This window comes from Acinetobacter bouvetii DSM 14964 = CIP 107468 (assembly GCF_000368865.1).
GTDB lineage: Bacteria > Pseudomonadota > Gammaproteobacteria > Pseudomonadales > Moraxellaceae > Acinetobacter > Acinetobacter bouvetii.
Map to the genome: position 1 here is coordinate 1 of NZ_KB849725.1, position 25716 is coordinate 25716.

General features: G+C 44.7%; 22 protein-coding genes. 11 read left to right on the plus strand and 11 right to left on the minus strand.

Features of this window, described 5'->3' with window-relative positions:
- Nucleotides 1-336 precede the first annotated feature (336 nt).
- A complete protein-coding gene (locus F941_RS00005) occupies nucleotides 337-912 on the minus strand; it encodes a peptidylprolyl isomerase (RefSeq protein ID WP_005006444.1) in 576 nt (191 codons plus the stop codon).
- 101 nt (nucleotides 913-1013) lie between these two features.
- Here F941_RS00005 and F941_RS00010 point away from each other — a divergent pair, with 101 nt between their 5' ends.
- Entirely contained in the window at nucleotides 1014-1685 is a 672-nt protein-coding gene (locus tag F941_RS00010) for an acetoacetate decarboxylase family protein (protein WP_005006446.1), read from the plus strand.
- A gap of 33 nt (nucleotides 1686-1718) precedes the next feature.
- Here the strand turns inward: F941_RS00010 and F941_RS00015 are convergent, their stop codons facing one another.
- On the minus strand, nucleotides 1719-2792 hold the full coding sequence (locus F941_RS00015) for an alpha/beta hydrolase (RefSeq protein WP_005006447.1): 1074 nt from the start codon (nucleotides 2790-2792) through the stop codon (nucleotides 1719-1721).
- 197 nt (nucleotides 2793-2989) lie between these two features.
- Here F941_RS00015 and F941_RS00020 point away from each other — a divergent pair, with 197 nt between their 5' ends.
- From F941_RS00020 to F941_RS00040, 5 genes are all read left to right on the plus strand, one after another.
- A complete protein-coding gene (locus tag F941_RS00020) occupies nucleotides 2990-3466 on the plus strand; it encodes a cell envelope integrity TolA family protein (RefSeq protein ID WP_005006451.1) in 477 nt (158 codons plus the stop codon).
- Between the two features lie 1042 nt (nucleotides 3467-4508).
- A complete protein-coding gene (grpE, locus tag F941_RS00025; protein WP_005006455.1) occupies nucleotides 4509-5051 on the plus strand; it encodes a nucleotide exchange factor GrpE in 543 nt (180 codons plus the stop codon).
- A 121-nt stretch (nucleotides 5052-5172) separates the two neighbouring features.
- The gene (dnaK, locus tag F941_RS00030; protein ID WP_005006456.1) at nucleotides 5173-7113 is read left to right on the plus strand and encodes a molecular chaperone DnaK; all 1941 of its coding nucleotides are present in this window, start codon (nucleotides 5173-5175) and stop codon (nucleotides 7111-7113) included.
- Nucleotides 7114-7246: 133 nt separating this feature from the next.
- Entirely contained in the window at nucleotides 7247-8161 is a 915-nt protein-coding gene (locus F941_RS00035) for a matrixin family metalloprotease (protein ID WP_005006458.1), read from the plus strand.
- A 114-nt stretch (nucleotides 8162-8275) separates the two neighbouring features.
- Nucleotides 8276-8659: a hypothetical protein gene (locus tag F941_RS00040; RefSeq protein ID WP_171065485.1), complete on the plus strand. Its 384-nt coding sequence runs from the start codon at nucleotides 8276-8278 to the stop codon at nucleotides 8657-8659.
- 89 nt (nucleotides 8660-8748) lie between these two features.
- On the opposite strand, the gene erpA is transcribed toward F941_RS00040, so the two are convergent.
- From erpA to F941_RS00060, 4 genes are all read right to left on the minus strand, one after another.
- Nucleotides 8749-9084 (minus strand): iron-sulfur cluster insertion protein ErpA, encoded by a 336-nt coding sequence (gene erpA / locus F941_RS00045; protein WP_005006462.1) that lies wholly within the window; start codon nucleotides 9082-9084, stop codon nucleotides 8749-8751.
- Between the two features lie 111 nt (nucleotides 9085-9195).
- Nucleotides 9196-10197, minus strand: a complete 1002-nt coding sequence (locus tag F941_RS00050) for a putative solute-binding protein (protein WP_167571623.1) — start codon at nucleotides 10195-10197, stop codon at nucleotides 9196-9198.
- Nucleotides 10198-10445: 248 nt separating this feature from the next.
- The gene (locus F941_RS00055; RefSeq protein WP_005006466.1) at nucleotides 10446-11456 is read right to left on the minus strand and encodes a putative solute-binding protein; all 1011 of its coding nucleotides are present in this window, start codon (nucleotides 11454-11456) and stop codon (nucleotides 10446-10448) included.
- 258 nt (nucleotides 11457-11714) lie between these two features.
- Nucleotides 11715-12722, minus strand: coding sequence for a putative solute-binding protein (locus F941_RS00060; protein ID WP_005006468.1), 1008 nt, complete (start codon nucleotides 12720-12722; stop codon nucleotides 11715-11717).
- A gap of 223 nt (nucleotides 12723-12945) precedes the next feature.
- Between F941_RS00060 and F941_RS00065 the strand changes: the two genes are divergently transcribed.
- Nucleotides 12946-14880, plus strand: a complete 1935-nt coding sequence (locus F941_RS00065) for an ATP-binding cassette domain-containing protein (RefSeq protein WP_018572692.1) — start codon at nucleotides 12946-12948, stop codon at nucleotides 14878-14880.
- 679 nt (nucleotides 14881-15559) lie between these two features.
- Here F941_RS00065 and F941_RS00075 read toward each other — a convergent pair.
- The 5 genes from F941_RS00075 to dnaA form a co-directional block, all read right to left on the minus strand.
- On the minus strand, nucleotides 15560-15928 hold the full coding sequence (locus F941_RS00075; RefSeq protein WP_018572694.1) for a hypothetical protein: 369 nt from the start codon (nucleotides 15926-15928) through the stop codon (nucleotides 15560-15562).
- Nucleotides 15929-16094: 166 nt separating this feature from the next.
- Nucleotides 16095-18566, minus strand: coding sequence for a DNA topoisomerase (ATP-hydrolyzing) subunit B (gene gyrB, locus F941_RS00080; RefSeq protein WP_005006472.1), 2472 nt, complete (start codon nucleotides 18564-18566; stop codon nucleotides 16095-16097).
- Between the two features lie 53 nt (nucleotides 18567-18619).
- Nucleotides 18620-19702: a DNA replication/repair protein RecF gene (recF, locus tag F941_RS00085; protein ID WP_005006475.1), complete on the minus strand. Its 1083-nt coding sequence runs from the start codon at nucleotides 19700-19702 to the stop codon at nucleotides 18620-18622.
- 17 nt (nucleotides 19703-19719) lie between these two features.
- Nucleotides 19720-20868, minus strand: coding sequence for a DNA polymerase III subunit beta (dnaN, locus tag F941_RS00090; RefSeq protein WP_005006477.1), 1149 nt, complete (start codon nucleotides 20866-20868; stop codon nucleotides 19720-19722).
- A 111-nt stretch (nucleotides 20869-20979) separates the two neighbouring features.
- A complete protein-coding gene (gene dnaA / locus F941_RS00095; protein WP_005006478.1) occupies nucleotides 20980-22359 on the minus strand; it encodes a chromosomal replication initiator protein DnaA in 1380 nt (459 codons plus the stop codon).
- A gap of 649 nt (nucleotides 22360-23008) precedes the next feature.
- Between dnaA and rpmH the strand changes: the two genes are divergently transcribed.
- From rpmH to yidC, 4 genes are read left to right on the plus strand one after another with little or no spacing between them, the layout of a single operon-like run.
- The gene (rpmH, locus tag F941_RS00100) at nucleotides 23009-23143 is read left to right on the plus strand and encodes a 50S ribosomal protein L34 (RefSeq protein WP_000831329.1); all 135 of its coding nucleotides are present in this window, start codon (nucleotides 23009-23011) and stop codon (nucleotides 23141-23143) included.
- A 34-nt stretch (nucleotides 23144-23177) separates the two neighbouring features.
- A complete protein-coding gene (rnpA, locus tag F941_RS00105; protein WP_005006481.1) occupies nucleotides 23178-23570 on the plus strand; it encodes a ribonuclease P protein component in 393 nt (130 codons plus the stop codon).
- Between the two features lie 9 nt (nucleotides 23571-23579).
- Nucleotides 23580-23906: a membrane protein insertion efficiency factor YidD gene (gene yidD, locus F941_RS00110; protein WP_005006484.1), complete on the plus strand. Its 327-nt coding sequence runs from the start codon at nucleotides 23580-23582 to the stop codon at nucleotides 23904-23906.
- 2 nt (nucleotides 23907-23908) lie between these two features.
- Nucleotides 23909-25672 (plus strand): membrane protein insertase YidC, encoded by a 1764-nt coding sequence (yidC, locus tag F941_RS00115; protein WP_005006486.1) that lies wholly within the window; start codon nucleotides 23909-23911, stop codon nucleotides 25670-25672.
- Nucleotides 25673-25716: the final 44 nt, after the last annotated feature.

Here is a 25716-nt window from a genome sequence, read left to right on the forward strand (position 1 = left end):
TACCATCAATCAATGAAAATAATTTCGATCAATCAACCAGTAAAAATCCACACAAGTTGTTCTTCATAATCTCTTAATGATCTTCTTAATACTTCGTCAGTATTAAGCGCTGGACTTCGATATACTCAACAACTCAGCGCTTCGCGCTTCGTTCGTTTCCGTCTATCTCGTCGGTATGGGGTGCATTCTAGAGCATTTCTGAATCTTTGCAAGCTCTTTTAACAGCTTGTTTTACTGTGTGTTTCTTTTTTATGCGCCAAAATGGCGCATAAAAAAGCAATTAAAACCCTAAGGCAATGATTTTAAATCATAAATATAAATATTTTATTTTTTACTTTATTTTTCATTTTTTTGCGCTGCTGGTGCTTTTATCTTCACACTTTGAATCAGCACAAGGCTTTGCGGTACATTTTGATGCACGCCACGATTAACAGTGGGCACTTTTTCAATCTTATCGACCACGTCCATGCCTTTAATCACTTTACCGAAGACCGCATATCCTGCATTCATTGCACTTTTATTCAAAAAGTCATTGTCTACCGTATTAATGAAAAATTGACTGCTTGCAGAATTTGGGTCATTGGTGCGGGCCATTGCCAAAGTGCCCCGCGCATTCTTCAAACCGTTGTAAGATTCATTCTTAATGGGCGCGCGCGTTTGCTTTTCTGCCATCTGCGCATCCATACCTCCGCCCTGGATCATAAAGCCAGGAATCACACGATGGAAAATCGTGCCCCGGTAAAAGTCCGCCTTAATATAGTCTTCAAAGTTTTTTGCAGAAATTGGCGCTTTGTCATTGTAAAGCTCTATTTCAATAGTGCCCTGATTGGTCTTCATTTCTACAATACTATTATCGGCCCATGCATTAAGGCTTATAGCAGCAACCGTGGCAAAAAGTGCTTGTTTTAACATGCGTTGACTCATCTCTTTAAAGTTGTATTTATTGCTGGCGATATTTTAGCCTCTCATACAGAATAAAGCAGTAGCTTTGCTCTATATAAATGAGAAAAATAATGAAGCAGCATTTACGGAGCAGCCGGACGCTGACCCATCCCCCTCCCTGGCGCCTCCAAGGAGAGGCTTTTATTTTAAACTACTGGCTAACGCCTTCCTTTATACAGAAATGCAGGCATTTCCGTCAGGCTGCATCACCCCTTGGCCGCATGGTTCAAGTTTTGCTGGTGCGCTATCACAGTTCACCCATTGGGCCTTATGATGAGCTGCTCATTCTCGATCATCCTTTGATCTCCAAATTGCGCCTCAATTCTATTCCCAAAATTTTTGTATCGACTGAAGCTTCTGTACAGCATGGCCAGCAGCTTTGGGGGATTCCTAAAGAACTGGCGGAATTTAAAGGGCAGGAACAAGGGCAGGAAACTTGCTGCACAATCCATTTTGCGCAGCAAAGCATGCAATTGCATTTAAAAAAATCAAAAAAGCCGCATAGCTTTTCAATTCGCAGTGACCGCCTTCCAACAGCCGCTTTAAGAATTCACCAGGCATGGCAAGGGAAGCGTTATCAGTTTTCACCCCAATTTCGTGGACATTTAGCTAAACTTCATTCAGCACAGTGGACAGAAACGCAGGATATGTTTCCTGATTTTTCTCAAGCGCGCTATTTGCAGAGTTTTTATGTTTCAGAATTTGAGTTGATTTTTCCAGAAGCGCAAATACAGCAGAAATAAGAAAGGTGTTTCACGTGAAACACCTTCCGATGCTTAACTGCCTTTTTTATCCCAAAATTTGCGGAAGTTTTTGCTGATCTCAATCACGTATTTTTTAGCGCGGAAAGAAACAGGCGTTAAATTGATAAAGCCATGCGTCTGATCGGCATATTCCTGATAATGCACCTTGATGCCATGCTGACGCAGTTTATGCGAATAAATCTCCGCCTCATCATGCAGTACATCATGACCCGCTGTAATGATGTAAGCCGGCGCTAATTTTTCAAATTTGCCGTATGTCGGCGAAATCAGCGGATCATCCAGCGCTACTTGGTGCTGTTCTGCATAATAGTCTGTGACGCAATCGATATCCGCCGCTGTCAGCACTAAACCTTCTTTGTATGCAAAGAACGAAGGATGGCGGCTTTTAAAATCCACCACAGGGTACAGCAGCAGCTGCGCTTGCGGCGCATAGGCTTTCTGCGCTGTGCGCTGCGCAACCACCGCTGCAATATTGCCGCCTGCGCTGTCACCAGCCACGGCGATGCGGCCTTTTAAAATTTTCAATTGCCGGCTGTTTTGATACACCCATGCCAGCGCATCTTCACAGCACTGAATCACCTGTTTCGGGCCAGCTTCAGGCGCCAGCGGATAGTCAATACTGAGCACTTGCGCTTTGGCATGCACAGCCAGCAGCCTGCACACTTCATCATGCGTATCTATATTGCCCACCACAAAACCGCCGCCATGATAGAACACAATCATCGGCAGCTTCTTATTCGGCGCAGAATGGTAATGCCGGGCAAATACGGTGCCGCTTTGCAAAGGCAAACGCAGGTCTTCAACTTGCTTGACTGGTGTCGGTTTGACTTTAATCGACTGCATCTGCAAATCAAATGCCTTGCGCGAACGCTGCACATCTGCGCCGATGAAACCCATTTTCCCCTGTTTAAGCTGAGCCGCCATCATGCATTTAATCAAAGGATCCAGTTCTGGAAATACATAAGGATAGCCCAAGCCTTTCGCTAAGCGCTCCTGTACAAAACCCGGCAGCTTATCCAATGCGCGGCCTGCCGCGCCTTGGCCCTTTTCCAAAAAACCTTGCATTTTCTGATTAAACGCAGTCATTGCGGACATCCTTTTATCCATTCTTCATAATTTCTACATGATCAGCCTTTGTGTGACCATTTTCTTATACAAGTCTAAACAAGCAAATACACAGCCTATCGCATCCTAAGCTAAGCTTCTTTCAAGAGCATGTCATTGACAATTTTCATTCAATTTCTGGAGTTTTTTGCTGCTCCATTTGACATAGGATCCAGACCATGGCTAAAAAAATTATTCTGCTGTCTTTGGCGACAGCATTTATGGCTGTTGGCTGCGTCGCTTTTCCAGATGACGGCTACCATGATGGCCGTTATGATCATGGCCGCAATTATGGATACGGCTATGACCGCGGCTACGATTACCGTTATGACCGTGAATATGACCGCCAGCGCTGGGAATACCAGCAGCGCAGCCGCCTTGAACAGGAGCGGCGCAGACAGGAAATTGAACGCCGCAACTGGGAACAAAACCGTAAAAACCAGCAGGACTGGGAACGTAAAAGAAATGCAGCTGAACGCCAGCTCTTAGAGCAGCAGCGCCAAAAAGCGCAGCATGACCGCGATAAACGCAATGAATATGACCGTAAAAAACGCGATCAAGCGCAGCAGAATCCCGAACAGCGCAAGCAATTGGATCACCAGCGCCAGCAGCAAAACAAACGCTGGAATGATTCACGGCGCCAGCAGAATGACTGACCCAGCCCTTTGCTCTCTTTAAACAGCCTAAAATCAAATAAGCCCTGATGGGTAGGTTTTTTTGATTTAAGCATTTGGGTATGGATAATGCATAAAACCCAACCTGACAGAACCTCTTTATAGCCACACCTGTTACTTTTGAATACTACAAGTCCAGGCCTCTGTCGCCCTACCTGAGTAAAAGTGTGAGGCTGCTCATCCAGCATGACTGTTCAGAGCCTAGCAACAGCAGCTGTTTATATGTTGACTACTTCGCTAAATAACACCCTCATAAAGGCATGCTGAAAACTAAAAAAAATCTCTGTTGCGCTGCAGGCTGTTCTGTCACTGGAAGCCACTTGAGCCGTTGCAGGCATTATGCGCTTTTGATGTGCAGCTGAAGTAAACTGCTGCATTTTAAGTTCACAGGTATGGCCTGCCTGTTAAACGCATATCGGCTCAGCAAAAAAAAGCTGATTCAGAAGATGAATAAGCCATGAAAAACACATTTCAAAAAACAAGAAGAAACTACAGCAATAGAATCTAGGTGCAATCATAAAAATTTGATCATTTTTTGTGAAATATTTTATTACGCTGCTATTAAAAGCTTTTATATGCAAACATTGATCGCACTAAAAAAATGATCCGTAGCGGCACTGATCCTGAAGAATCTTACAAATTTGACGGCAGTCACCATATCCCTCTTTTCAAAGATATGGCCGCTTCCCATGGATTATATTATGCTTTTGACTCTCTGGAAGGGAAACAGCTGAAAATTATCAGCAAAGCCTCTTTTAACAAATAGAAACCTATTATCCACTAAAACAATAATTTATTTTTTATAAAAATAAGTGAAGATTCACTGTCTTTACCATGATTTAACCGGCTTTTATCATAAAAAGTATTAATTAATGAGTCTGTTCGCTTGAATTTTTACAGCCAGCCCCGACTTCTTTACTAATCATGAAATTTAGCAAATCATGACAGTTCAGAATTAACGCAGTTAGAACTGGCACCAACAGGACTGTACATGTTTAAGAACCCATTTAAACGGAGTAAATCAATGGCGACTGAGCACAACCAAGACGTTCAAGATCTAGAGCAGGCTGCAGAACCTGAAGCGAAAACTCAGGCTGAAAACGAGCAAGCTGAAGTTTCAGTTGAAGATTTACAGGCAACAATCACCAATTTAGAAGAAAGCTTGAAACTTGAAAAAGCGCGTACTGCTAACGCAGTGTATGAAGCGCAAAAAAGTGTTGAGCGTATTCAGCGTGAAGCAGAAAAACACAAAGAGACTGTGCTTGAAAAATTTGCTAAAGAATTGCTGGATTCTGTCGACAACCTGGAACGCGCAATTGCCGCAGCCGGCGAAGAAGAAACGCCTGTGCTTGAAGGCGTCAAGCTGACCCTGAAATCATTACTGACCACACTGGAAAAATTCGGCGTGGCGGAAGCCGATACCGCGAATGGCTTTAATGCTGACCTGCATCAAGCAGTCGGGATTGATCCAAATGCAAAAGCCGGCCAAATTGGCACCGTATTGCAAAAAGGCTACACCTTAAATAGCCGGCTGCTTCGCCCTGCCATGGTTATGGTTGGCGGATAAGCCTTTAAATTCGAGAGTTTGTGAAAAAATTTTATCAAAAGAACTTGAAAAATTTTGAACGGCTCTCATATCGGATAACAAGCAAAAACATTGCAAAAAAAATTTTGGAGGAAATCATCTAATGGCTAAAATCATTGGTATTGACTTAGGTACAACAAACTCTTGCGTAGCCGTACTTGAAGGCGACAAAGTTAAAGTCATCGAGAATGCTGAAGGCGCTCGCACAACCCCATCTATTATTGCATATAAAGATGGTGAAATTCTGGTAGGCCAGTCTGCTAAGCGTCAAGCAGTGACTAACCCAAAAAACACATTATTCGCAATTAAGCGTTTGATCGGCCGTAAGTACCAAGACCAAGCGGTGCAAAAAGATATTGGCCTGGTTCCTTACAAAATCATTCAAGCTGGTAACGGCGATGCATGGGTTGAAGTCAACGACAAACAGCTTGCGCCACAGCAAATTTCTGCTGAAATCTTGAAAAAGATGAAGAAAACAGCTGAAGATTACCTAGGCGAAACCGTTACTGAAGCAGTAATTACTGTTCCTGCTTACTTCAACGATGCTCAGCGTCAAGCAACTAAGGATGCAGGTAAAATTGCAGGTTTAGAAGTTAAACGTATCATTAACGAACCAACTGCTGCTGCACTTGCGTTCGGTATGGACAAAAAAGAAGGCGACCGTAAAATCGCGGTTTATGACCTTGGTGGCGGTACTTTTGACGTATCAATCATCGAAATCGCTGACCTTGATGGCGACCAGCAAATCGAAGTGTTATCTACAAACGGTGATACTTTCCTTGGCGGTGAAGACTTTGATAACGCGTTGATTGAATTCTTGGTTGAAGAATTCAAGAAAGAACAAAGCGTAAACCTGAAACAAGATCCGCTTGCACTTCAACGTTTAAAAGAAGCTGCTGAAAAAGCGAAAATCGAGCTTTCTTCTTCTAACGCAACTGAAATTAACCTTCCATACATCACTGCTGATGCGACTGGTCCTAAACACTTAGTGATCAACGTAACACGTGCAAAATTAGAAGGTCTTGTTGCTGACTTAGTTGCTCGCACAATTGAACCTTGCCGTATTGCGCTTAAAGATGCGGGTCTTTCAACTTCTGACATCTCTGACGTAATTTTGGTTGGCGGTCAATCACGCATGCCAATGGTTCAGCAGCAAGTTCAAGAATTCTTTGGCAAAGAGCCGCGTAAAGACGTGAACCCTGATGAAGCAGTTGCGATTGGTGCAGCGATTCAAGGTGCGGTATTGTCTGGTGACAAAACTGACGTACTTTTATTAGACGTAACACCGTTAACACTTGGTATCGAAACCATGGGTGGCGTATTAACAGCGATCATTGAGAAAAACACCACGATTCCTGCGAAGAAATCTCAAGTGTTCTCGACTGCTGCTGATAACCAGCCTGCTGTAGACATTTCAGTGTTCCAAGGTGAACGTAAAATGGCGCAACAAAACAAATTGCTGGGCAACTTCCAATTAGGCGATATCCCACCTGCTCCACGTGGTGTACCGCAAATTGAAGTATCGTTCGACATCAATGCTGACGGTATCTTAAAGGTATCTGCGAAAGATAAGAGCACTGGTAAAGAGCAATCAATCCAGATCAAAGCAAACTCAGGTTTGTCTGATGCTGAAATCGAAGCAATGATCAAAGATGCTGAAGCGAATGCAGAAGAAGACCGTAAGTTTGAAGAGTTAGCAAAAGCACGCAACGAAGCGGATGCCCTTGTATCTTCTGCTCAAAAAGCAGTGAAAGATCTTGGCGAGCAAGTAACTGCTGACGAAAAAACTGCGATCGACACTGCAGTTTCTGAGTTGGAAGCAGCTGCAAAAGAAAATGATGTAGATGCGATTAAAGCGAAAACTGAAGCGCTTCAAAACATCATTATGCCGATCACGCAGCGCGCTTATGAAGCGGCGCAAGGTCAAGGCGGCGCTGAAGGCTTTGATCCAAACGCATTCCAAAGCGGTGAAGGTCAACAGCAAAAAGCGGACGACGGCGTTGTAGATGCTGAGTTCACTGAAGTGAAAGATGACAAAAAATAATTTGTCTCTTTGATCTGACTCGAAAGAGTTAAAAAAAAGCCGCGCGAAAGCGCGGTTTTTTTATGCCCATAATGATTTTAAAACCGCTTATTTTCAGTTAAATTACATTAAATACTAAAATTTATAATGACTTATGCGCATTGTTATCATTGCTTTCATCACCCTGACTCTACTTTTTTTTCACTTTCAAACGAGAAATAATTTTCAGCTGCGCTATAACGCATGGTCTGACCGCATCATGCATCCGCTGGATACCCGCCTGCGCTATCAGATTGCAGAAGTTGACCCGCGTTTTGGCATGAGTAAAGAACAAGCGATTCAGCTCAGCAAAGAAGCCATTCAAATTTGGCATGACGGGACACAAAAACAGCTGTTTGTCTATGATGACCAAGCCCAGCTGAAAATTAAGCTGATTTATGATGCGCGGCAGGAAAACTACAATGCCTTTAAAAAGACCCAGCAGGAACTGGATCAGGAACACAGCAGCAATCAGCGCATATCCGGCAATTTAGATGTCTCTAAAAGCAGTTTAGAGCAAATGCAGCAAAGCCTGCGTCAAGAGCAGATCCAGCTGCGGGCTGAAGCTGATTATCTGAATCAGCAGCGCATGAGCTGGAGCCGAATTGAAAATGAGCAGGGAGAAAACCGCCAGCGCATTGAAGCGCAATATCAAGCCCTGAGAGAAAAAGCTCAGCAGCTGCAGCGCAATATTGCCTACTACAATCAAATGAATGCGCAATATAATCAGCAAGTGGGCCAGCACAACAGCAGCATTGAGCGCTACAACTGGAATGTCATGCAGGCCAAAAACCGGTTTCCGCCGCGTGAATTTCATAAAGGTGTCTTTATGGGCGACCAAATCCAAATTTATCAGTTTGATACCGAAGACGATTTGCGCCTTACCCTGGCGCATGAATTAGGCCATGCGCTGGGCTTAGGCCATCATGCCGATCCAGAAGCCTTAATGTACCCTGTTTTAGGTGAACAGGATCTGCAGCATTTTAAGCTGAAGCCTGCCGACCAAAGCCTGCTGTATGCGCGCCGGTAATGCTATACAGATGTAAAAATCCTTAATTTTTCTATGTCTTTATCACGGATTTAAACTACAAAAAACTGAATTCATGCTATTGTGGACAGTCAAACCAAATCTAAATACATTTGAGTGGAGAGCAATGTGAGTTACTACCATATCTTAATTGAAGTGAATGACCACATCAGCACGATTGAGCAAACCCGTGATATCGAAATCTTTGATATTATTGAGATTCAACCCTATCTCCATTCAATTTTGCTCCCGTTCTTTAATGAGCAGCTGATTGAGCTGGAAGATGAAAATCTAGAATTTAAAGATGTGCTGCGTTTGGAAGTGAAGCAAACCCTGCTGCCGATTAATGATTTAATCGAGGAAGAACAAAAACTGCTGCCCAGCGATACAGATGTGACCATTACCGCTTATGAAATTTTCAATAACCGTGATTTAAGCCAGGATGTCACCACCATTATTTTTGACCTGCTGGAAGCGATTAAGCTGGATCCGGAAGCCTAATTCTTTTCAGGCAATGCCAATTTAAGATGCCATCAGCATAAAAAAAAGCCCTCTTCCGAGGGCTTTTTTTTATGAACCGTTGTTCAGTCTTAAATAGAGAAAGATGAACCGCAGCCGCATGTGGTTGAAGCATTCGGGTTTTGAACTACAAAACGGGAACCTTCCAAGCCTTCGATATAATCGACTGTTGAACCCACTAAATATTGGTAGCTCAGTGAATCCACCAGCATTTTCACATCGCCATTACTGTATTCCGCATCATCTTCATTTTGGCTTTCTGCAAAATTGAAGCCATAAGAGAACCCTGAACAGCCGCCGCCTGTTACATAAACACGCAGCATCAACTCCTGATTACCTTCACTGTCACGCAGTTGACGTACTTTATTGGCAGCATTTTCAGTCAGCACAAGTGTTTGGGCATTCATGGTCAATTCCTCTGTTCGGTTCAGATCTTTAAAAAAAGACTATATTTCAAGTATAGCATACTCGATATATGGGCAGTCTTGCAGATTAAAAGTCAATTCAGAGCAATTCTATCAGGATTGTTTATAGTTCTCATCCTGTAAGGCGCATTCGAAGTTTTTCGGGTCCTGCTTGCAGCGGAATTGCCACAGCAGCTTCATCATGCGTTTTTCATACACGCCGCGCTTCGTTAAATCAATCCGCGCTTCACGCATCATTTTTTGATAACCGGGACGGTCCGCTACTGGCACATCCATCCAGTATTTGCTTGGAATATCTGATTTCATTTTGCCTAAAATAGAAAAGGCGCGCGGCAGCTGGCCTTTCACCCAGTCGCGTGATTTTTGGCCATAGCCTTCAGGAAATTTATCTGGGCGGATAATAATATTGCCTGTCACCTGCAGGATTGGATAATTAACGATAGCGCCTTTAGCGCCCAGGCCTTTGTGCAATTCCAAGGGCTTGAACACAGCCGCAGGCGCGCCGATAATATCAACCTGGCCATTATTGAATTTAGCGCCAAAGTTCGTCACGTCCGCGCTGACCGCTTGCGCACCGACCTGCTGCACCATAATTTTTTGCGCCTCATCATAATCCAGCACAGCAATTTTTTTACCTGCAGCTTTCGCGACCGTATTAATGCTGCGGTCATTCACCAGCAAATAGGCATCCCCCACAGGAATTACCCCAGCAACTTCGTATTTGCCATGCACCATGCTTTTTGAAAATGCAGGATTGGCAAGCCCTTGCATCACTTTTACAGCAAGCTTCAAATCCGGAATTGCGCCAATTGCATCCAATGAGCCTGTAAACGAGTTAAATTGACGACCGCGCATACCAGTTACACTGATGCCGTCACATTTGCCTGCTTTAAAATCTTCAGCAATCACTGCTTCATTCTGTCCCACACGCAGCTCTATATCAGCGCCCCAAGTTTTTGCGGCCAGCTGATAGTCTTTCATCAGTGCATATACATCACCGCTCTTACCCACCAAGTCAAATACGCATACCACTTGTTTCGCCTGAACGGCGCCAGCGGCGGCCATTAATCCTGCACTTAATGCGCATGCTTTCATCCATTGCTTCGCCATGTTTTTCTTTCCTTTTGAGTGCTGCTATTCTTGCTTTTATATTCGGGTTTATTTTTATGCCCATTGTTTTGCTTATCGGCATGCTGCGCTTTTTCTGTTCCGCATCATAAGCTGAAGAACCTTCTGCATTGATATCATTGCGCGCTTCACCGCTCTGCTCAATGGCGAAACTGACAAATCATCATGTAAAAAAAGCCTAGAATCATCTAGGCTTTTTTTTGTTAAAAATCAAACTATTCACCGCCAAGTGAACATTCAAAATTTGCCTTATCGACAGAACAGCGCGCTTTTTTCAGCACTGACATCATGCCCGGATCATAAATGCCACGCTTGGTCATATCCATGCGGCCTTCACGCAGCAGTTTTTGATATTTGGTTTTATCTTCCGCTGTCAGATTCAGCTTATATTTTGCTGGAATGCCGGCTTCTAAACGGCTGATCATAGCAAAACTCTTCGGCAGGTTTTTCACAAACCAGTCCCGTGACTTTTGGCCAAAGCCTGCTGGAAACTGATCTGGACGCACAATAAAGTCAGCGGTCACCTGCAGTACAGGAAAATTGAACATTGCGCCATTGCTGCCTAAACCTTTGTAAATTTCCAACGGCTTATAAGCATATGCTGGCGCGCCAACCATATCGACCTGCCCATTATTGAACTTCGCCACAAAGTTGGAAACATCTGAAATCACCGCCTGCGCACCTACACGCTGCACCATGATTTTTTGCGCTTCGTCATAGCCGAGAACAGCAAATTTTTTACCGGCCGCTTTTTCAATTGAGTCGATTTTTTTATCCCGGACAAAAATGAAAGCTGAACCTAAAGGCGCAATGCCGGCCACTTCGTATTTTTTACCGCCTAAATTGCTGACCATTTTGCTTTCATTGCGCTTGTCCAATGCAAAGGTAATCGCACGCTTGGCAATTTCATTGCTTGGCGCACCGCCTAATGCATCAATAGAGCCGGCAAATTTATTGTATTGACGCGCGCGCATGGCCGTCATAAATACACCGTCACATTTTCCAGCTTTAAAATCATTATCCGCAACAGCTTCATCCTGACGCGGAATCAAATTTACTTCAGCACCCCAGCCTTTTGCCGCCAATGCCCATTCCTGAGCCATCTGAAAAGATTCACCGGATTTACCCAGCAAATCAAATACGCAGACATCGACTTTTGCTGCCTGTGCAGTTCCTGCAAGTCCAATTGCAGAAAATGCCGCCAATGAGAGGAGTGTTTTTTTCATTGTATTTATCCTTTTAGAATCTTTTTGTTTCAAGGGTGTCCGTACACACTGCAAATATTAAGCAAGTTATTTTCAAAAAAATAGAGCATTTGCTCCATTTATTTATGTCATTTCAGTCTATTCTGCCAATCCAGCTTCATTAAATTTAAGGTATTTATTAAATTTTAATTATTTATTAATCACTTATACTAAATTTAACTCAGATCAATAATCACGCTTAATGTGCTTATTTTTACAAACTTATAAAATATATGCTGCTTATTCGCCGCTGAGGGAGCATTCAAAATTGGTTCTTTCTACGGTGCAGCGCGCTTTTTTCAGCACCGTCATCATCACAGCGTCATAAGTTCCCTGAGCTGTTAAATCCATACGGCCGTCGCGCAGCAGTTTTTGATACGCTGCTTTCTCCTCTTTCGTCAGCTGTATTCTATATTTGGATGGAATCTCAGCTTCCATACGTTTCACCATCGCAAAACTTTTAGGAAGCTGCTTCACAAACCAAGCGCGGGACTTGACTGCATAGCCTTCAGGAAATTCACTTTGACGCAGCACCAAATCAGCGGTGACATTCACGACAGGAAAATCGATCATGCCGCCTTTGCTGCCAAGGCCTTTGTATATTTCCAATGGCTTGAATGCATAAGCCGGCGCAGCGACAATATCTACCTCATTTTGATTAAATTTTCGGATAAAATTTGAAATGTCAGACATCACCGGTATAGCGCCAATCCGTTCGACCATCTGCTTCTGCGCACGGTCATAATGCAAAATGGCAAATTTCTTTCCTTTGGCTTTTTCAATAGTATTCAAACTGCGGTCTTTCACAAAAATATAGGCCGAACCGATCTGGCCAATGCCTGCCACTTCATAAGCATCATTGCCCATTTTAGTCACAAGACGCTTGTTGTTCCGGCTATCCAGCACATAGGCAATGGCTTTTTGCGCAATTTCATTGCTTGGCACGCCGCCTAATGCATCAATTGAACCCGCAAATTTGTTATAGGCTCTGGCGCGCATAGAGGTCATGTAAAATCCGCCGCAGACCCCCTCTTTAAAATCTTTTTCAACTTTGGCTTCATCCTGATAAGGCAATAAATTGACTTCAGTCCCCCATGTTTTGCTCAGCAGCGCCCACTCTTCCATCATTTTATAAGACTCACCTGCCTTCCCCAACAAATCAAAGACACAAATATTCACTTTAGCTTGAATTTGCATGGAGCAGGCCCACATCCCCAGTGCGGATAAAATTAAAATTCCTTTTTTCATTTTTCCTAACCTTGTGCAGTTTACTTATTTTAGTCTTTGAATATAGGCAGATTTTCCAATAGCGCATAGAGCCAAACAGAACTTTCCGACAAATGCGAAATCAATCACACTCAAGTTTTATCCGCTGCTTTCTGCCGTGCAAAAATAAAACAGGCGCATTTTCCATTTTTAGGCCAGCTTCCTTTAGAATAGGCGCATCTTTTGTGTGTGCTTTGACAGTTTCATGATTCAGTTAGATCAGCTTTCTATACGTCGCGGTGGGCGTGTTTTATTTCAAAAAGCGTCCATGCAGTTGCATCCAGGATGGAAAATTGGCTTAACCGGTGTAAATGGTGCTGGCAAGTCCACACTGTTCTCGGCTTTATTGGGCGGTATCGAATCGGACAGCGGGTCACTCACCCGGCCTGCGGTATGGACTGTGGCGCACATGGCGCAAGAAATTAAAGCCTTAAATATGAAGGCTATTGATTTCGTTTTATCCGGCGATGAAGAATACTGGGAAATTCAGCACCAGCTCGAACATCCGGAACAGCTCGACAATGATGCCTTGGCGCATCTTTATGGCCGCTTTGATGAAATCAACGGCTACTCTGCCCCAGCCAAAGCCTCACAATTGATGGCGGGTTTAGGCTTTTTTGAGCACCAGTCTCAATTAGATGTCTCCAGTTTTTCAGGCGGCTGGCGCATGCGCCTCAACCTGGCGCGTACATTAATGAGCCGTTCAGATCTGCTGCTGCTGGATGAACCGACCAACCATTTAGACTTAGATGCCATTTTATGGCTGGAAGACTGGCTTAAAGCATATGAAGGCACTCTGGTGCTGATTTCACATGACCGTGACTTTTTGGACGCCATTACCGATCATATTCTGCATATTGAAAATCAAGAATTGATTATGTATACGGGCAACTATTCAACCTTTGAGCGCACCCGCAGTGAACGCCTGGCGCAGCAGCAGCAAGCTTATGAAAAGCAGCTGGAAACGCGCGCGCATTTGCAAAAATATATTGACCGTTTTAAAGCGCAAGCCACCAAAGCAAAACAGGCGCAAAGCCGGATTAAGCAATTGGAACGCATGCAGGAGCTTTCCGCAGCCCATGTCGATACGCCATTTACCTTCAGCTTCCGTGAACCGACTAAAATGAGTTCACCATTGCTGGAACTGGAAAATGCAGACATTGGCTATGGCGATAAATTAATTGTCACCAATGTGAATCTGCAAATCACCCCCACCAGCCGTATTGGCTTACTGGGCATGAACGGCGCCGGCAAGTCGACACTGATCAAATCCTTAGTCGGCGATTTGCCGTTGCTGCAAGGCCTGCGCAAAGATTCTGAACTGCTGAACATCGGCTATTTCGCCCAGCACCAAATGGATGCCTTGGACGGCAACGCAAGCCCTATGCTTCAATTGGCGCGGATTGCCGATAAAAAAATCAGTGAAGCCAGCCTGCGCTCATTTTTAGGCAGTTTTGGCTTCAGCGGCGAACGCATGGACACACCAAGTGAAAGCTTTTCTGGCGGCGAACGCGCCCGCTTAGCCTTGGCGCTGATTGTTTGGCAGCGTCCGAACGTGCTGATTCTGGATGAGCCAACCAACCATTTAGACTTAGATATGCGCCATGCTTTAACAATGGCGCTGCAGGATTTTGAAGGCGCCGTGGTTTTGGTATCACATGAGCGTCAATTGGTGGCCAGCGTCTGTGATGAATTGATTTTGGTGCATGGCGGTCAAAGCCGCGAGTTTGATGGCGACTTAGTCGCTTATGCTGACTGGCTGCGTCAAGCGCGTATCGACATGATGAAAAATGGCCAAAAGCCGGCCGCACCAGTAAAATCATTAGTTGAGGCTAAACCCGTTATTTCTAAGCTGGATAAAGAAGCGCAGCGCAAAGAAGCAGCGCGGCGCCGTGAAGCCAGCCGGCCGATCCGAAAAAACATTGAAAAATGTGAACAGCAGGTTGAAAAAATGCAGCCCCGCTTGGCGGAAATTGAGAATCTGCTGGGTGACAGCGCCCTTTATGATGCCGGCCGTAAAGATGATTTGCTGAAGCTGATGAATGAGCAGACTGAACTGAAAGGCCGATTAGCGCAGTCTGAAGAACAGATGCTTGAACTGATGATGGAGCTGGAAGAGCTCGAAGCTTCTTTTGATTAATATGCTCGCCTGAATGTTTAAGGACACGATTAAAAGCCCTGCTCTGCAGGGCTTTTTTATTGAACACATAAATATCCAAAACAGTTTCATCGCATTTTTCTGCAAAATCATACGAAACACAATAAAAGCTGATTTTTACAGCCAAAATGATGCAGAAAAAAGTTCCATGCAATCGAAAGAAACGCTTTTAAAAAATTAAATATTTAAAAATCAGATACTTAAAATAAAAATTTTAATTATTAAGTTTTTCTTCAAAATACAAAATATCTATTCTTAAGAATGCCTTAACTAGTGCATTTTTATGGAATTCTCGTCCAAACTAATACATCAGCCCTACAAAAGCCGAAAAATAGCAGCACTTCACTCAGCAAAGACCGAAAAAATCTTCTCAGCCTTAAATAAAACAAGACATTGCTCCACCCAAGCGACGCACAGCCATTTAAATTCAAAGAGAATCAGTGCAAATAAATTCAAAAGGCATTCTTGTTTTTAAATTCAAATACAGCATTTATTTTTAAATTCATTCGTTTACTTATCTACAGCTGTGGATAAAATTATACGATGACTGCGCTCAATTTTGTAGTTTAAATTTAAAATTTATCCACAGCTACTGCGGTTTAACCACCCAAATCGCATGCATTTTTGGTCAGGCTTCCAGCTTTTTCAGCATGTGGACAAGTTAATGAAGCACAACTTTTTTGGCCTTCAAAAACCTTAATTCTCGAATTTTCCACGTGCCGTCAAAGACCCAAATTTCTTTAATTTGCTGCTGATTTTCTTCTAAGCCAATCAGCACACAACATTCAGTCTGATCATGATTGAACTCATATTCTTCATATTCCACATCAGGCTTTTTAGGCTTCCATACGCCATTTTTTACCGCATGCGCAATGCGGTCATAGCGGGTATAATTGCTTTCCACACGGCCATCCTGCTCATAAATAGCCTTAAAATGCTCATCCTCATACTGCGCCAATACTTCATAATTTCCCGTAAAAAAAGCATTGACCCAGATATCACGAACTTTTTCCAATTGATTATCCATCATAATGACCTCGCTTTTACCGCATCAAAAATAGCCGTTTTCAGCATCATGACACGTGTATAAGTCAGTTTAATAACAGTCGAACTGATTATAATTCAATCAATTTATTTACCATAGCACAAAAAAAACGCCCCGAAGGGCGATTTTTTAAGGCTAATCTGTAAGCAAATTAGGCATCAATATCAGCATTTAATGCATTCTCTTCAATGAATGCGCGGCGCGGTTCCACATCATCACCCATTAAGCAGGCAAACATGCGGTCTGCTTCTATCGCATCCTGAACTGTTACCTGCAGCATGTTGCGGTTTTCAGGATCCATGGTGGTTTCCCAGAGCTGTTCCGCATTCATTTCACCCAGACCTTTATAACGCTGAATCATCATGCCGCGGCGTGAATCCTGCAAAATGTGCTGCCAGACTTGATGGAAGGTGCTGACCGGAATTTTACGCTCGCCCTTTTGCAAGTAAGCGCCGTCTTCAAGCAGCGTAAACCAGCTTCTTGAATTTTTCAGCAGGCGCGCATATTCGCCCGAACCCAGCAAGCCTGAATCCAGCAAGTAATTGTGCGGCAAATTATGCACATAGATCGTAATGCGGGGCAGATAAGTCTGAATTTTATGACCGTCTGCAGTTTCTTTATCTAAAATTTCCAAAGATAATTCTGGACGCAAGCTCGGCTGCGTTTTCGCAATGGATGCGCAAACTTGCTCACCCCATTGCTGCACATAAGCCTGATCTGCAATTTGATCCAGCTTAAAGCCGTCAACCGCAAGCAACGCATCCAATAGGCTAGCAGGATAGCGCAGCGTTAAACGGTGCAGGCTTTTCTGTGACGTCTGGTAATCAGCAATGACTTTCGCTAAAGCGTCACCGCGGATAGCCGGCGCTTCCGCACTGATATGCAATTCCAGCTCATCAATCGCATTTGAAATCAGGTACGTTTCCAATGCGTCATTGTCTTTGATGTACTGTTCCTGCTTGCCCTTTTTCAGCTTGTACAGCGGCGGCTGGGCAATATAGATATAGCCGCGTTCCACCAGCTCAGGCATTTGACGGAAGAAGAAAGTCAGCAGCAGGGTACGGATATGCGAACCATCCACGTCAGCATCGGTCATGATGATGATTTTGTGATAACGCAGTTTGTCCGGATTGTACTCTTCACGGCCAATACCGCAGCCCAAAGCTGTAATTAAGGTGCCAACTTCCTGTGAAGAAATCATTTTGTCAAAGCGCGCACGCTCCACGTTCAGGATTTTGCCTTTCAGCGGCAAAATTGCCTGCATCTTGCGGTTACGGCCCTGTTTTGCAGAACCGCCAGCAGAGTCACCTTCGACCAGATACAATTCAGACAGTGCAGGATCTTTTTCCTGGCAGTCCGCCAGCTTGCCCGGCAGGCCTGCAATGTCCAAGGCGCTTTTGCGGCGGGTCATTTCACGCGCCTTGCGCGCTGCATCACGGGCACGCGCGGCATCAATGATCTTGCCTGCGATAGACTTGGCAGCGGCCGGATTCTCCAATAAATACTCAGAGAACGCTTTATTCATGGCCTGCTCAACAGCAGGCTTCACTTCGCTGGACACCAGTTTTTCTTTGGTTTGCGAAGAGAATTTAGGATCGGGCACTTTTACCGAGACAATTGCAGTTAAGCCTTCACGGGCATCATCACCGGAAACCGCCACTTTCTCTTTTTTGAGCAGGTTTTCGCTTTCCATGTAATTGTTTAAACCGCGGGTCAACGCTGCGCGGAATCCGGCCAAATGCGTGCCGCCATCTTTTTGCGGAATATTGTTGGTAAAGCAGCGGACATTTTCCTGATAGGTATCATTCCATTGCAGCGCCACTTCAACGCCGATTCCGTTTTCAGCCTGGGTTGTAAAATGGAAAATTTCATTCAGATGCGTTTTGCCCTGATTGATGTATTTTACAAACTCAGATAAACCGCCTTCATAATCAAAGACATGTTCTGCATTAATGCGCTCATCGCGCAAAACAATGCGTACGCCGGCATTCAGGAATGAAAGCTCACGCAAGCGGCGCGCCAAAATGTCCACGTTGAAAATGGTCTGGCTGAAAGTTTCCGCACTTGGCCAGAAACGGACAGTCGTTCCGGTTTCATCAGTAGTGCCCACAATTTTCAGCGGATACACAGGATCGCCGTGCTTATATTCCTGCTGATGGATATGCCCGGCGCGCTGAATAGTCAGTTCCAGTTTGCTTGAAAGCGCGTTTACAACCGACACGCCCACACCATGCAAGCCGCCGGATACTTTATAGCTGTTGTCGTCAAACTTGCCGCCGGCATGCAGAATGGTCAGAATCACTTCCGCTGCGGACACACCTTCTTCCGGGTGAATATCGGTTGGAATACCGCGGCCATTATCTGAAACACTGACCGACTCATCTTCGTGAATAGTCACCAAAATTTCATCACAGTGGCCTGCAAGCGCTTCATCGATGGCATTATCCACCACCTCAAACACCATGTGGTGCAAGCCTGAACCATCATCCGTATCGCCAATATACATGCCTGGACGCTTACGAACTGCATCCAAACCACGCAATACTTTGATGCTAGAGGAATCATAAGCTTTTTCAGTGGTTTGTTCTGTTTGAGAAGCAGCTTGTTGATCTTCTGAACTCATGGTTTCTCCCTAGTGGAAAAATAGGTCTATCCCAAGACGGGTAAAATCTAAAATCATTGTGCGACAGCCTGAATTTGACCGTTTTCGACTTTGAATAATTGATAGGAAATAGACAAATCACGCAAGTGATTCTGTACAGATTCACGGTCTAAAGTGGTTACAAAAACCTGGCTGCCAAGTTGGCTCAAGCGATCAATTAAACGTTGTTGTGCGGTTAAATCTAATTCTGCTGTCAGATCATCTAATAATACCACAGTTTCCCTGTTGCACGCATGCAGCATTGCAATCTGTGACAGTTTTAAGGCCATAATCAAGAGCTTTTTCTGACCGCGGGAAAGCACGGCTTCGGCGTCACCCAGAGGGGTTTTTAAGCGCAGGTCTGCACGGTGAGGGCCATATTCAGTGTAGCGCCGCTCGATGTCCTTATAATGGCTATTGGTAAGATCATTCAGCAAACCTGTGCCACTGTGAAAGCCTGGGCTGTATTCTAAAGCAATTGCCAAATCCGGCAAAAGCCGCTTTAAATCCTGTTCAAAAAAAACCTTCCATTGCTCAACAGCGCCGGCGCGCTGCATATGCAGCACCTCGCCATAATCACTGAGCATTTTGTTCCACGGCTCCAAATCTGACAGGCTGAGATTTCGGCGTGTTTTCAGCAGGCTGTTGCGCTGCTTTAATGCCCGTGAATAATACTGCCAGGCATGATAGAACTCCGGTTCCACGTGGAACATCATCCAATCCAGCATCTGCCTCCGCGGCTTTGCGCCATGGTCGATAATATCTGTGCTTTGCGGATCAATCAGCTGCAGGGGAAGGATTTTTGCCAGCTGCCCCTGTGTCGCGACCAAATCGCCGTTCACTTTAATCAGCTGTTCGCCAGACTGCATTTTCTGCATGCCGATTTTGTCAGTTGCAGACTGGGCAAATACAATCGCATCCGCTGCATCAGTTTGAATATAATGCTTCGGAATGTGCGTCCGGAAAGAACGCCCTGTCGCCAGTAAATGCACCGCCTCAAGAATAGAAGTCTTGCCTGAACCGTTTTGCCCGTAAAAGACATTAAACGGCTGCAGCTCAGAGAGTGCAACCGTTTTTAAATTACGAACACGTTCTACATGTAAACGCGCAATATGCATAATATTTTATAAAAAAATTAAACGCGCATCGGCATCACAACATAAGTTTGATCCGGCTTTGTCGGATCCTGCACCAAGACTGACTGGTTGGCTTCCGTCATGGTCATTGAAACATCATCGCCATCCAGCACGCTCAGCACATCCAGCAGATATTGCGCATTGAATGACATTTCCATTGGCGCATCAGCGTATTGGATCGCCAAATCTTCAATCGCCTCATCTTGTTCAGGGTTATTGGCGCGCAACTGCAATGTATCTGCATCAAAATTCAGAAACACGCCGCGCAATTTTTCATTACTCAGAATCGCCACGCGCTGCAAAGACTGCTTAAACACGTCATGCGCAATCACCACATTTTTGTCGCCGCCGCGGGGAATAACACGGCGGTAATCCGGGAATTTTCCGTCAATCAATTTAGTCGTGAAACGCACAGTAATGTCACCCTGCTCTTTATCACGGTTTGGAATGCGGATGGTCACATTCAGCAGTTCACGGCCAATCAGCAAAGACAACTGTTCATCTTCAACACTGAGCAAGCGCTGCAGCTCACCCACCGCCTTACGCGGCGCAATCGCTTGCACCAGCTGAGCGGAATTGGAATATGCGGCGGTTTCACACAGCGCCAAACGGTGGCCATCAGTCGTCACTGCGCGCAGCTGATTTTGATCAATTTCCAGCAAAGTGCCCGTGAGGTAGAAACGCACATCCTGCACAGCCATAGCAAAAGAGGTTTTTTCAAATAAACGCTTTAATTCACGCTGCGTCACAGTTACCTGCGTGCCCTGCGTATTTTCTGTATTCAGCAAAGGGTAATCTTCTGCCGGTAAAGTGCCTAAAACAAAACGGCTATTGCCTGACTTTAAGATACAGCGCATATCTTCAGTAATCTGCAAATCAATCAGCGCTGCTGAAGGCAAAGATTTGCAAATATCCATTAGTTTCCGCGCAGGTACAGTCGTTTCGCCAGCCTGCAGGCAAGCGCCTTCTGCAAGCGGTGTGCTGGCAACCAATTCAACTTCCAAATCTGAACCGGTAATGGTCAGCGCCTGCTCAGTAACCTGAACCTTCACGTTAGATAAAATGTTTAAGGTATGGCGACGTTCAACCGCTCCTACGACATGTGATAGAACATTCAGTAAGTTTTCTTTCGCGATTTTTAAACGCACGATACTTTCCTCTAAAAATGAAGATTATGAACAGATAAATTGATTTTTTAACAGTGTACTATGCGGCAGAATATGCCGCATTGCAAGAACAGAATTTAAGCAAAAATACTATCAGCTTTGCAGTAAACGGAGCAGGTTTTTGTAGTCTTCATTGAAGATCGGATCCTCTTCACGCAAGCTCTGCACTTTTTCACAGGCATGCATGACCGTACTGTGATCGCGTCCGCCAAATGCCATGCCGATTTCAGGAAAACTGTCACCGGTCAGTTCACGGGCAAGCCCCATAGCGAGCTGGCGCGGACGGGCATAAATGCGGGTGCGTTTCGGGCCAATCAGTTCTTTTAAAGGAATTCTAAAGTATTCGCTGACCACACGCTGGATATTCTCCGTACTGATTGTGCGCGCGCGGATCGCCAAAACATCCTTCAAAGACTCACGCACCACTTCTAAATCAATCGGTGTGCCTTTGAAACGCGAAATCGCAACAACTTTATTGAGCGCGCCTTCCAATTCACGGACGTTTGCAACCACTTGCTGCGCAATAAACAGCGCGCAGTTGCGCGGCAATTCCACATTATTGCTTTCAGCTTTCTTCAGTAAAATTTCAATCCGGGTTTCAATATCAGGAGGTTCCACACCTACCGACAAGCCCCATGAAAAACGGGACACCAAACGCGGGTCAAGTTCAGTCAATTCCTTTGGATAACGGTCTGAAGTCAAAATAATTTGCTTTGATTCATCGAGCAGCGCATTGAACGTATAGAAAAACTCAACCAAGCTTGCCTCTTTGCCGGCAAGCAAGTGAATATCATCGACCAAAAGCAAATCCAATGAGCGGCAATTTTTCTTGAATTCCTCAACTTTCCCCTGCTGAAGCGAACTGACAAAGTCTTGAACAAAGCTTTCTGCAGTCATGTACATCACGCGGGCATTAGGTTTTGCCTGCAGCAGGGCATTTCCGACAGCCTGCATTAAATGTGTTTTACCTAAGCCTGTTGGACCATACAAAAACAGCGGATTATGCTGTGATGCGCCTAGCTGAGTAAGCACTTTTCGGCAAGTTTCAGCAGCCATTTGGTTAGAACGGCCTTCAACAAATAAAGAGAAGGTAAATAAAGGATTCAGCTGGCGCTTACGGCTATTTTTTCCTGCTGTTTCCTCTTTCTCTTTTCTAGGCTTCGCCATAGGTGCAGGAACAGATTCCAATGCAGCAGTGGTGGTTGCAGGCTGTTCATTTGCAGACAAAATTGCGCCCGGCCTTGAATCGACCAAAATTTCAACTTTGCGCACGCGGCCTTCAGACAGCTGTTCCGCTAAAATTGAAATCAGCTCTAAATGATGCTCTTGAATATAGCGTGTCCAATAAGGATTCGGCGCAAATAGACGTAACGTGTCTTCTGCTTCTTCTGCCACTAATGGCCGGATCCACATTGTAAAGACATTGCCGGATAACTCTTGGCGCAAACGAGTTAAGCAATCTGTCCAAAGCATGTGAAACCCCTATTTCAATCCATTGTGCATAAAAAAATATGTTCTGCCCGCCCAAGCGGGCCGCCATTCTAACCAAGTTATCCACATCTGTCATGATTAATTCAGTGCTTTTTGGCTAAAAAATCGCAATTCAGTCTAAATTTAAATTTAAAACCCAGTGTGGATAACCTTACCCACAGGCTGTGGATAAAATATACCATAAAGTTATCCACAATGTATCAAAATTATAAAAACAGAGTTATTCACAATGTATTATTTTGTTATTTATTGGTTTATTGCCGATTTCCACAGAAAATAAGCCTCCTAATAATAATAAATTTAAATTTTTAAATTTGAATTTAATAATAACAGCGGCTGTTTTTGGGGATAACTCGAGATACAGATTAAATTCAAATTTAAACCGGAGTGTAAATTTAAAATCAGACACCCGTTGTGGATAACCTTGTTGGTAAACTTGATGATAAGTTATTAACTTATTATAAACAGCATCTTACTTTGTGTGTAACTTTTTTGGGTTTAATTGGTATAGAAAGACATAAATTACAATTTAGGCTTAATTTTGCAAGAAAACTTGTTTTTCATTGACAGCTCAAGCAATGAGCACTAAAATCGCGAACCTTTATAGAAAGATCACTTTTGGAGTTTCGACATGAAACGTACTTTCCAGCCTTCTGAATTGAAACGTAAACGTGTTCACGGTTTCCGTGCCCGTATGGCTACAAAAGCTGGCCGTCAAGTATTGGCTCGCCGCCGTGCTAAAGGCCGTCATAGCTTAACTGTTTAATTTAATCAGTTAGCGCTATAGCGACTTGGGCGTTATGACAGCACTTTATGGTTTCAGCACAGATGTACGCATACACTGTGCTGCCGATTATAAAAGTGTCTTCGATGGTGCGCTTTTTAAAGTGCATCAGCCCCATTTCTTATTTCTTGCAAAACATTCCGAACTGCAGAATAGCCGTTTGGGTATTGTTGTTGCCAAGAAAAAAGTGCGCCGCGCACACGAACGAAATCGAGTAAAACGCCTTGCTCGCGAAAGTTTTCGCCTGCATCAGCAGCAATTAAGTGAATTGGATATTGTCGTCATGCCCAAAGCTGGCATTGATGCAGTACCTAATGCCGAATTGCATCAGCAATTACAATTTGCTTGGCAAAAGCTGAACCGCCTTGCCAAAAAGCATTCAAAAATAGCTCCCTCCCCGCAAAAGTAGAGATGGCCAATGGTACATTTACTGCATTGGTTGATCCGTTTTTATCAGATTGCGATTAGTCCGCTGCTCGGGCCCCGCTGCCGCTATATTCCTACGTGCTCACAATATTCATTGGAAGCAGTCCATTTGCATGGCGCTGCGCGTGGAACTTGGCTATCTGTTAAGCGCATTTGCCGCTGCCATCCCTGGGGCGGATCGGGCTATGATCCTGTGCCGAGCAAAAAAGCTGTCCGTTTTATTTCATTTCAGCAAATAGATTCTCAAACGCTTCACGTTGCTGTACCCTTTCGTGATCGTTTATTGAACCAAAATCACTCTAACCACTTGGGGTATTAGATATGCAACAATGGGCCAGGATTGCTATTCTCGGGGCCATGTTTGTTGTCGCATATTTGCTCATTTTGGCTTGGCAAAAAGATTACGGTCATGCAGACAGCAAACCGCAGCAAACCGCTGCTGTTGTGTCACATGAAGTATCTGCAGATTTGCCGAACAGCCAAACTGCCGCAGCATCATCCGATGTGCCGCAGGCAAATATTGCAGCGCAGCAGACAGCAGACGCCACTGCACCTGTAAGTCAACAGCTAGTTTCAGTGAAAACTGACCTTTACCACCTTTGGATTAATCCGAAAGGCGGCGATATTGTTCGTGTTGAATTACTCAATCATGACAAAAATAAAGACAGTGATGAACCTTTTGTCATGCTGGAAAGCGATGCCAAGCGCACCTATGTCGCTCAATCGGGCCTGATTGGCTTGAATGGCCCAGACAGTGCGCGCACTGGCCGTCCAACGTATGAAGTTGAAAAAGCTTCTTACAGCCTGGCTGATGCGAAGTCTGCTCAAAGTAAAGACGGTAAAGCTGAAAAAGTTTTAACTGTGCCGATGCTGCTGAAAACAGCTGACGGCGTAGAAATCATTAAAACTTTCACCTTTAAGCAAGGCGAATATCCGATTGTCGTCAGCTACAAAATTGTGAACCGCAGCAGCCAAAATTGGCAGGGCCAGATGTTTGGCCAGCTGAAGCGCGATAACTCGGAAGATCCTGGAAAATCAGACCAAGGTATTTTCACTTTGGGTACTTTCTTAGGGGGCGCTTGGGGCACACCGGATGAGAACTACAACAAGCTGAAATTTGCCAACTTCAATGATGAAAAATTGAATGTTGACGCTAAAGGCGGCTGGGTTGCGATAGTGCAGCATTACTTTGTCAGCGCATGGATTCCGGGTGAGTTAAAATTGACTCAGGCGGATGGCCAGCCTTTTGCTGCGAAATTAGAGTCACGTAAATCAAATGATGGCATGAACATCATTGGCTTTACCTCTCCGGCAATTAATGTGCCTGCCGGCACGGCAGCGGAAGTGGATGCAACGTTCTATTCGGGTCCAAAAATTCAATCTGAATTGAAAGATCTTGCTGCAGGCTTAAACCAGACTGTTGATTATGGCTGGCTGTGGCCGATTGCGAAGCTGCTGTTCATTGGCTTGCAATTCTTCCATGGCTTAGTGGGCAACTGGGGCTGGTCCATTATTCTATTGACAGTTCTGGTGAAATTGATTCTTTGGCCGCTGTCGTCTAAGAGCTACCGCTCGATGGCGAAAATGCGGGTGATTGCGCCAGAAATGCAGCGCATGAAAGAAGAGTTCGGTGAAGACCGCATGCGTTTCTCGCAAGAAATGATGGCGCTGTATAAGCGTGAACAAGTGAACCCGCTGTCGGGCTGCTTGCCATTATTGCTGCAAATGCCGATTTTCCTTGCGCTGTACTGGGTGTTGATGGAGTCCGTTGAACTGCGTCATGCGCCATGGTTAGGCTGGATTCAGGATTTATCTGCAATGGACCCATGGTTTATCCTGCCATTGCTGATGGGCGCCACCATGTTCATCCAGCAAAGCTTGAACCCGCAGCCGGCGGACCCGATGCAGGCGAAAGTCTTCAAGGTTATGCCGATTATCTTCACCGTCTTTATGCTGTTCTTCCCAGCAGGCTTGGTTCTGTACTGGATCTGCAACAACAGCATCACCATTTTGCAGCAGACTCTGATTAACAAGAGTGTTGCAAAAGAGCGTGAAAAGCGTGACGGAGCGACTCCAGCAAACTAAGTGTTGCTGATGAGCTGAATAAATCCGCTTAAGATGGTAATCTT

Coding starts and splice junctions, on each gene's coding strand:
- F941_RS00005 (WP_005006444.1), bottom strand. CDS start 912: ATGTTAAAACAAGCACTTTTTGCCACGGTTGCTGCTATAAGCCTTAAT.
- F941_RS00010 (WP_005006446.1), top strand. CDS start 1,014: ATGAAGCAGCATTTACGGAGCAGCCGGACGCTGACCCATCCCCCTCCC.
- F941_RS00015 (WP_005006447.1), bottom strand. CDS start 2,792: ATGACTGCGTTTAATCAGAAAATGCAAGGTTTTTTGGAAAAGGGCCAA.
- F941_RS00020 (WP_005006451.1), top strand. CDS start 2,990: ATGGCTAAAAAAATTATTCTGCTGTCTTTGGCGACAGCATTTATGGCT.
- grpE (WP_005006455.1), top strand. CDS start 4,509: ATGGCGACTGAGCACAACCAAGACGTTCAAGATCTAGAGCAGGCTGCA.
- dnaK (WP_005006456.1), top strand. CDS start 5,173: ATGGCTAAAATCATTGGTATTGACTTAGGTACAACAAACTCTTGCGTA.
- F941_RS00035 (WP_005006458.1), top strand. CDS start 7,247: ATGCGCATTGTTATCATTGCTTTCATCACCCTGACTCTACTTTTTTTT.
- erpA (WP_005006462.1), bottom strand. CDS start 9,084: ATGAATGCCCAAACACTTGTGCTGACTGAAAATGCTGCCAATAAAGTA.
- F941_RS00050 (WP_167571623.1), bottom strand. CDS start 10,197: ATGAAAGCATGCGCATTAAGTGCAGGATTAATGGCCGCCGCTGGCGCC.
- F941_RS00055 (WP_005006466.1), bottom strand. CDS start 11,456: ATGAAAAAAACACTCCTCTCATTGGCGGCATTTTCTGCAATTGGACTT.
- F941_RS00060 (WP_005006468.1), bottom strand. CDS start 12,722: ATGAAAAAAGGAATTTTAATTTTATCCGCACTGGGGATGTGGGCCTGC.
- F941_RS00065 (WP_018572692.1), top strand. CDS start 12,946: ATGATTCAGTTAGATCAGCTTTCTATACGTCGCGGTGGGCGTGTTTTA.
- F941_RS00075 (WP_018572694.1), bottom strand. CDS start 15,928: ATGATGGATAATCAATTGGAAAAAGTTCGTGATATCTGGGTCAATGCT.
- gyrB (WP_005006472.1), bottom strand. CDS start 18,566: ATGAGTTCAGAAGATCAACAAGCTGCTTCTCAAACAGAACAAACCACT.
- recF (WP_005006475.1), bottom strand. CDS start 19,702: ATGCATATTGCGCGTTTACATGTAGAACGTGTTCGTAATTTAAAAACG.
- dnaA (WP_005006478.1), bottom strand. CDS start 22,359: ATGCTTTGGACAGATTGCTTAACTCGTTTGCGCCAAGAGTTATCCGGC.
- rpmH (WP_000831329.1), top strand. CDS start 23,009: ATGAAACGTACTTTCCAGCCTTCTGAATTGAAACGTAAACGTGTTCAC.
- rnpA (WP_005006481.1), top strand. CDS start 23,178: ATGACAGCACTTTATGGTTTCAGCACAGATGTACGCATACACTGTGCT.
- yidD (WP_005006484.1), top strand. CDS start 23,580: ATGGTACATTTACTGCATTGGTTGATCCGTTTTTATCAGATTGCGATT.
- yidC (WP_005006486.1), top strand. CDS start 23,909: ATGCAACAATGGGCCAGGATTGCTATTCTCGGGGCCATGTTTGTTGTC.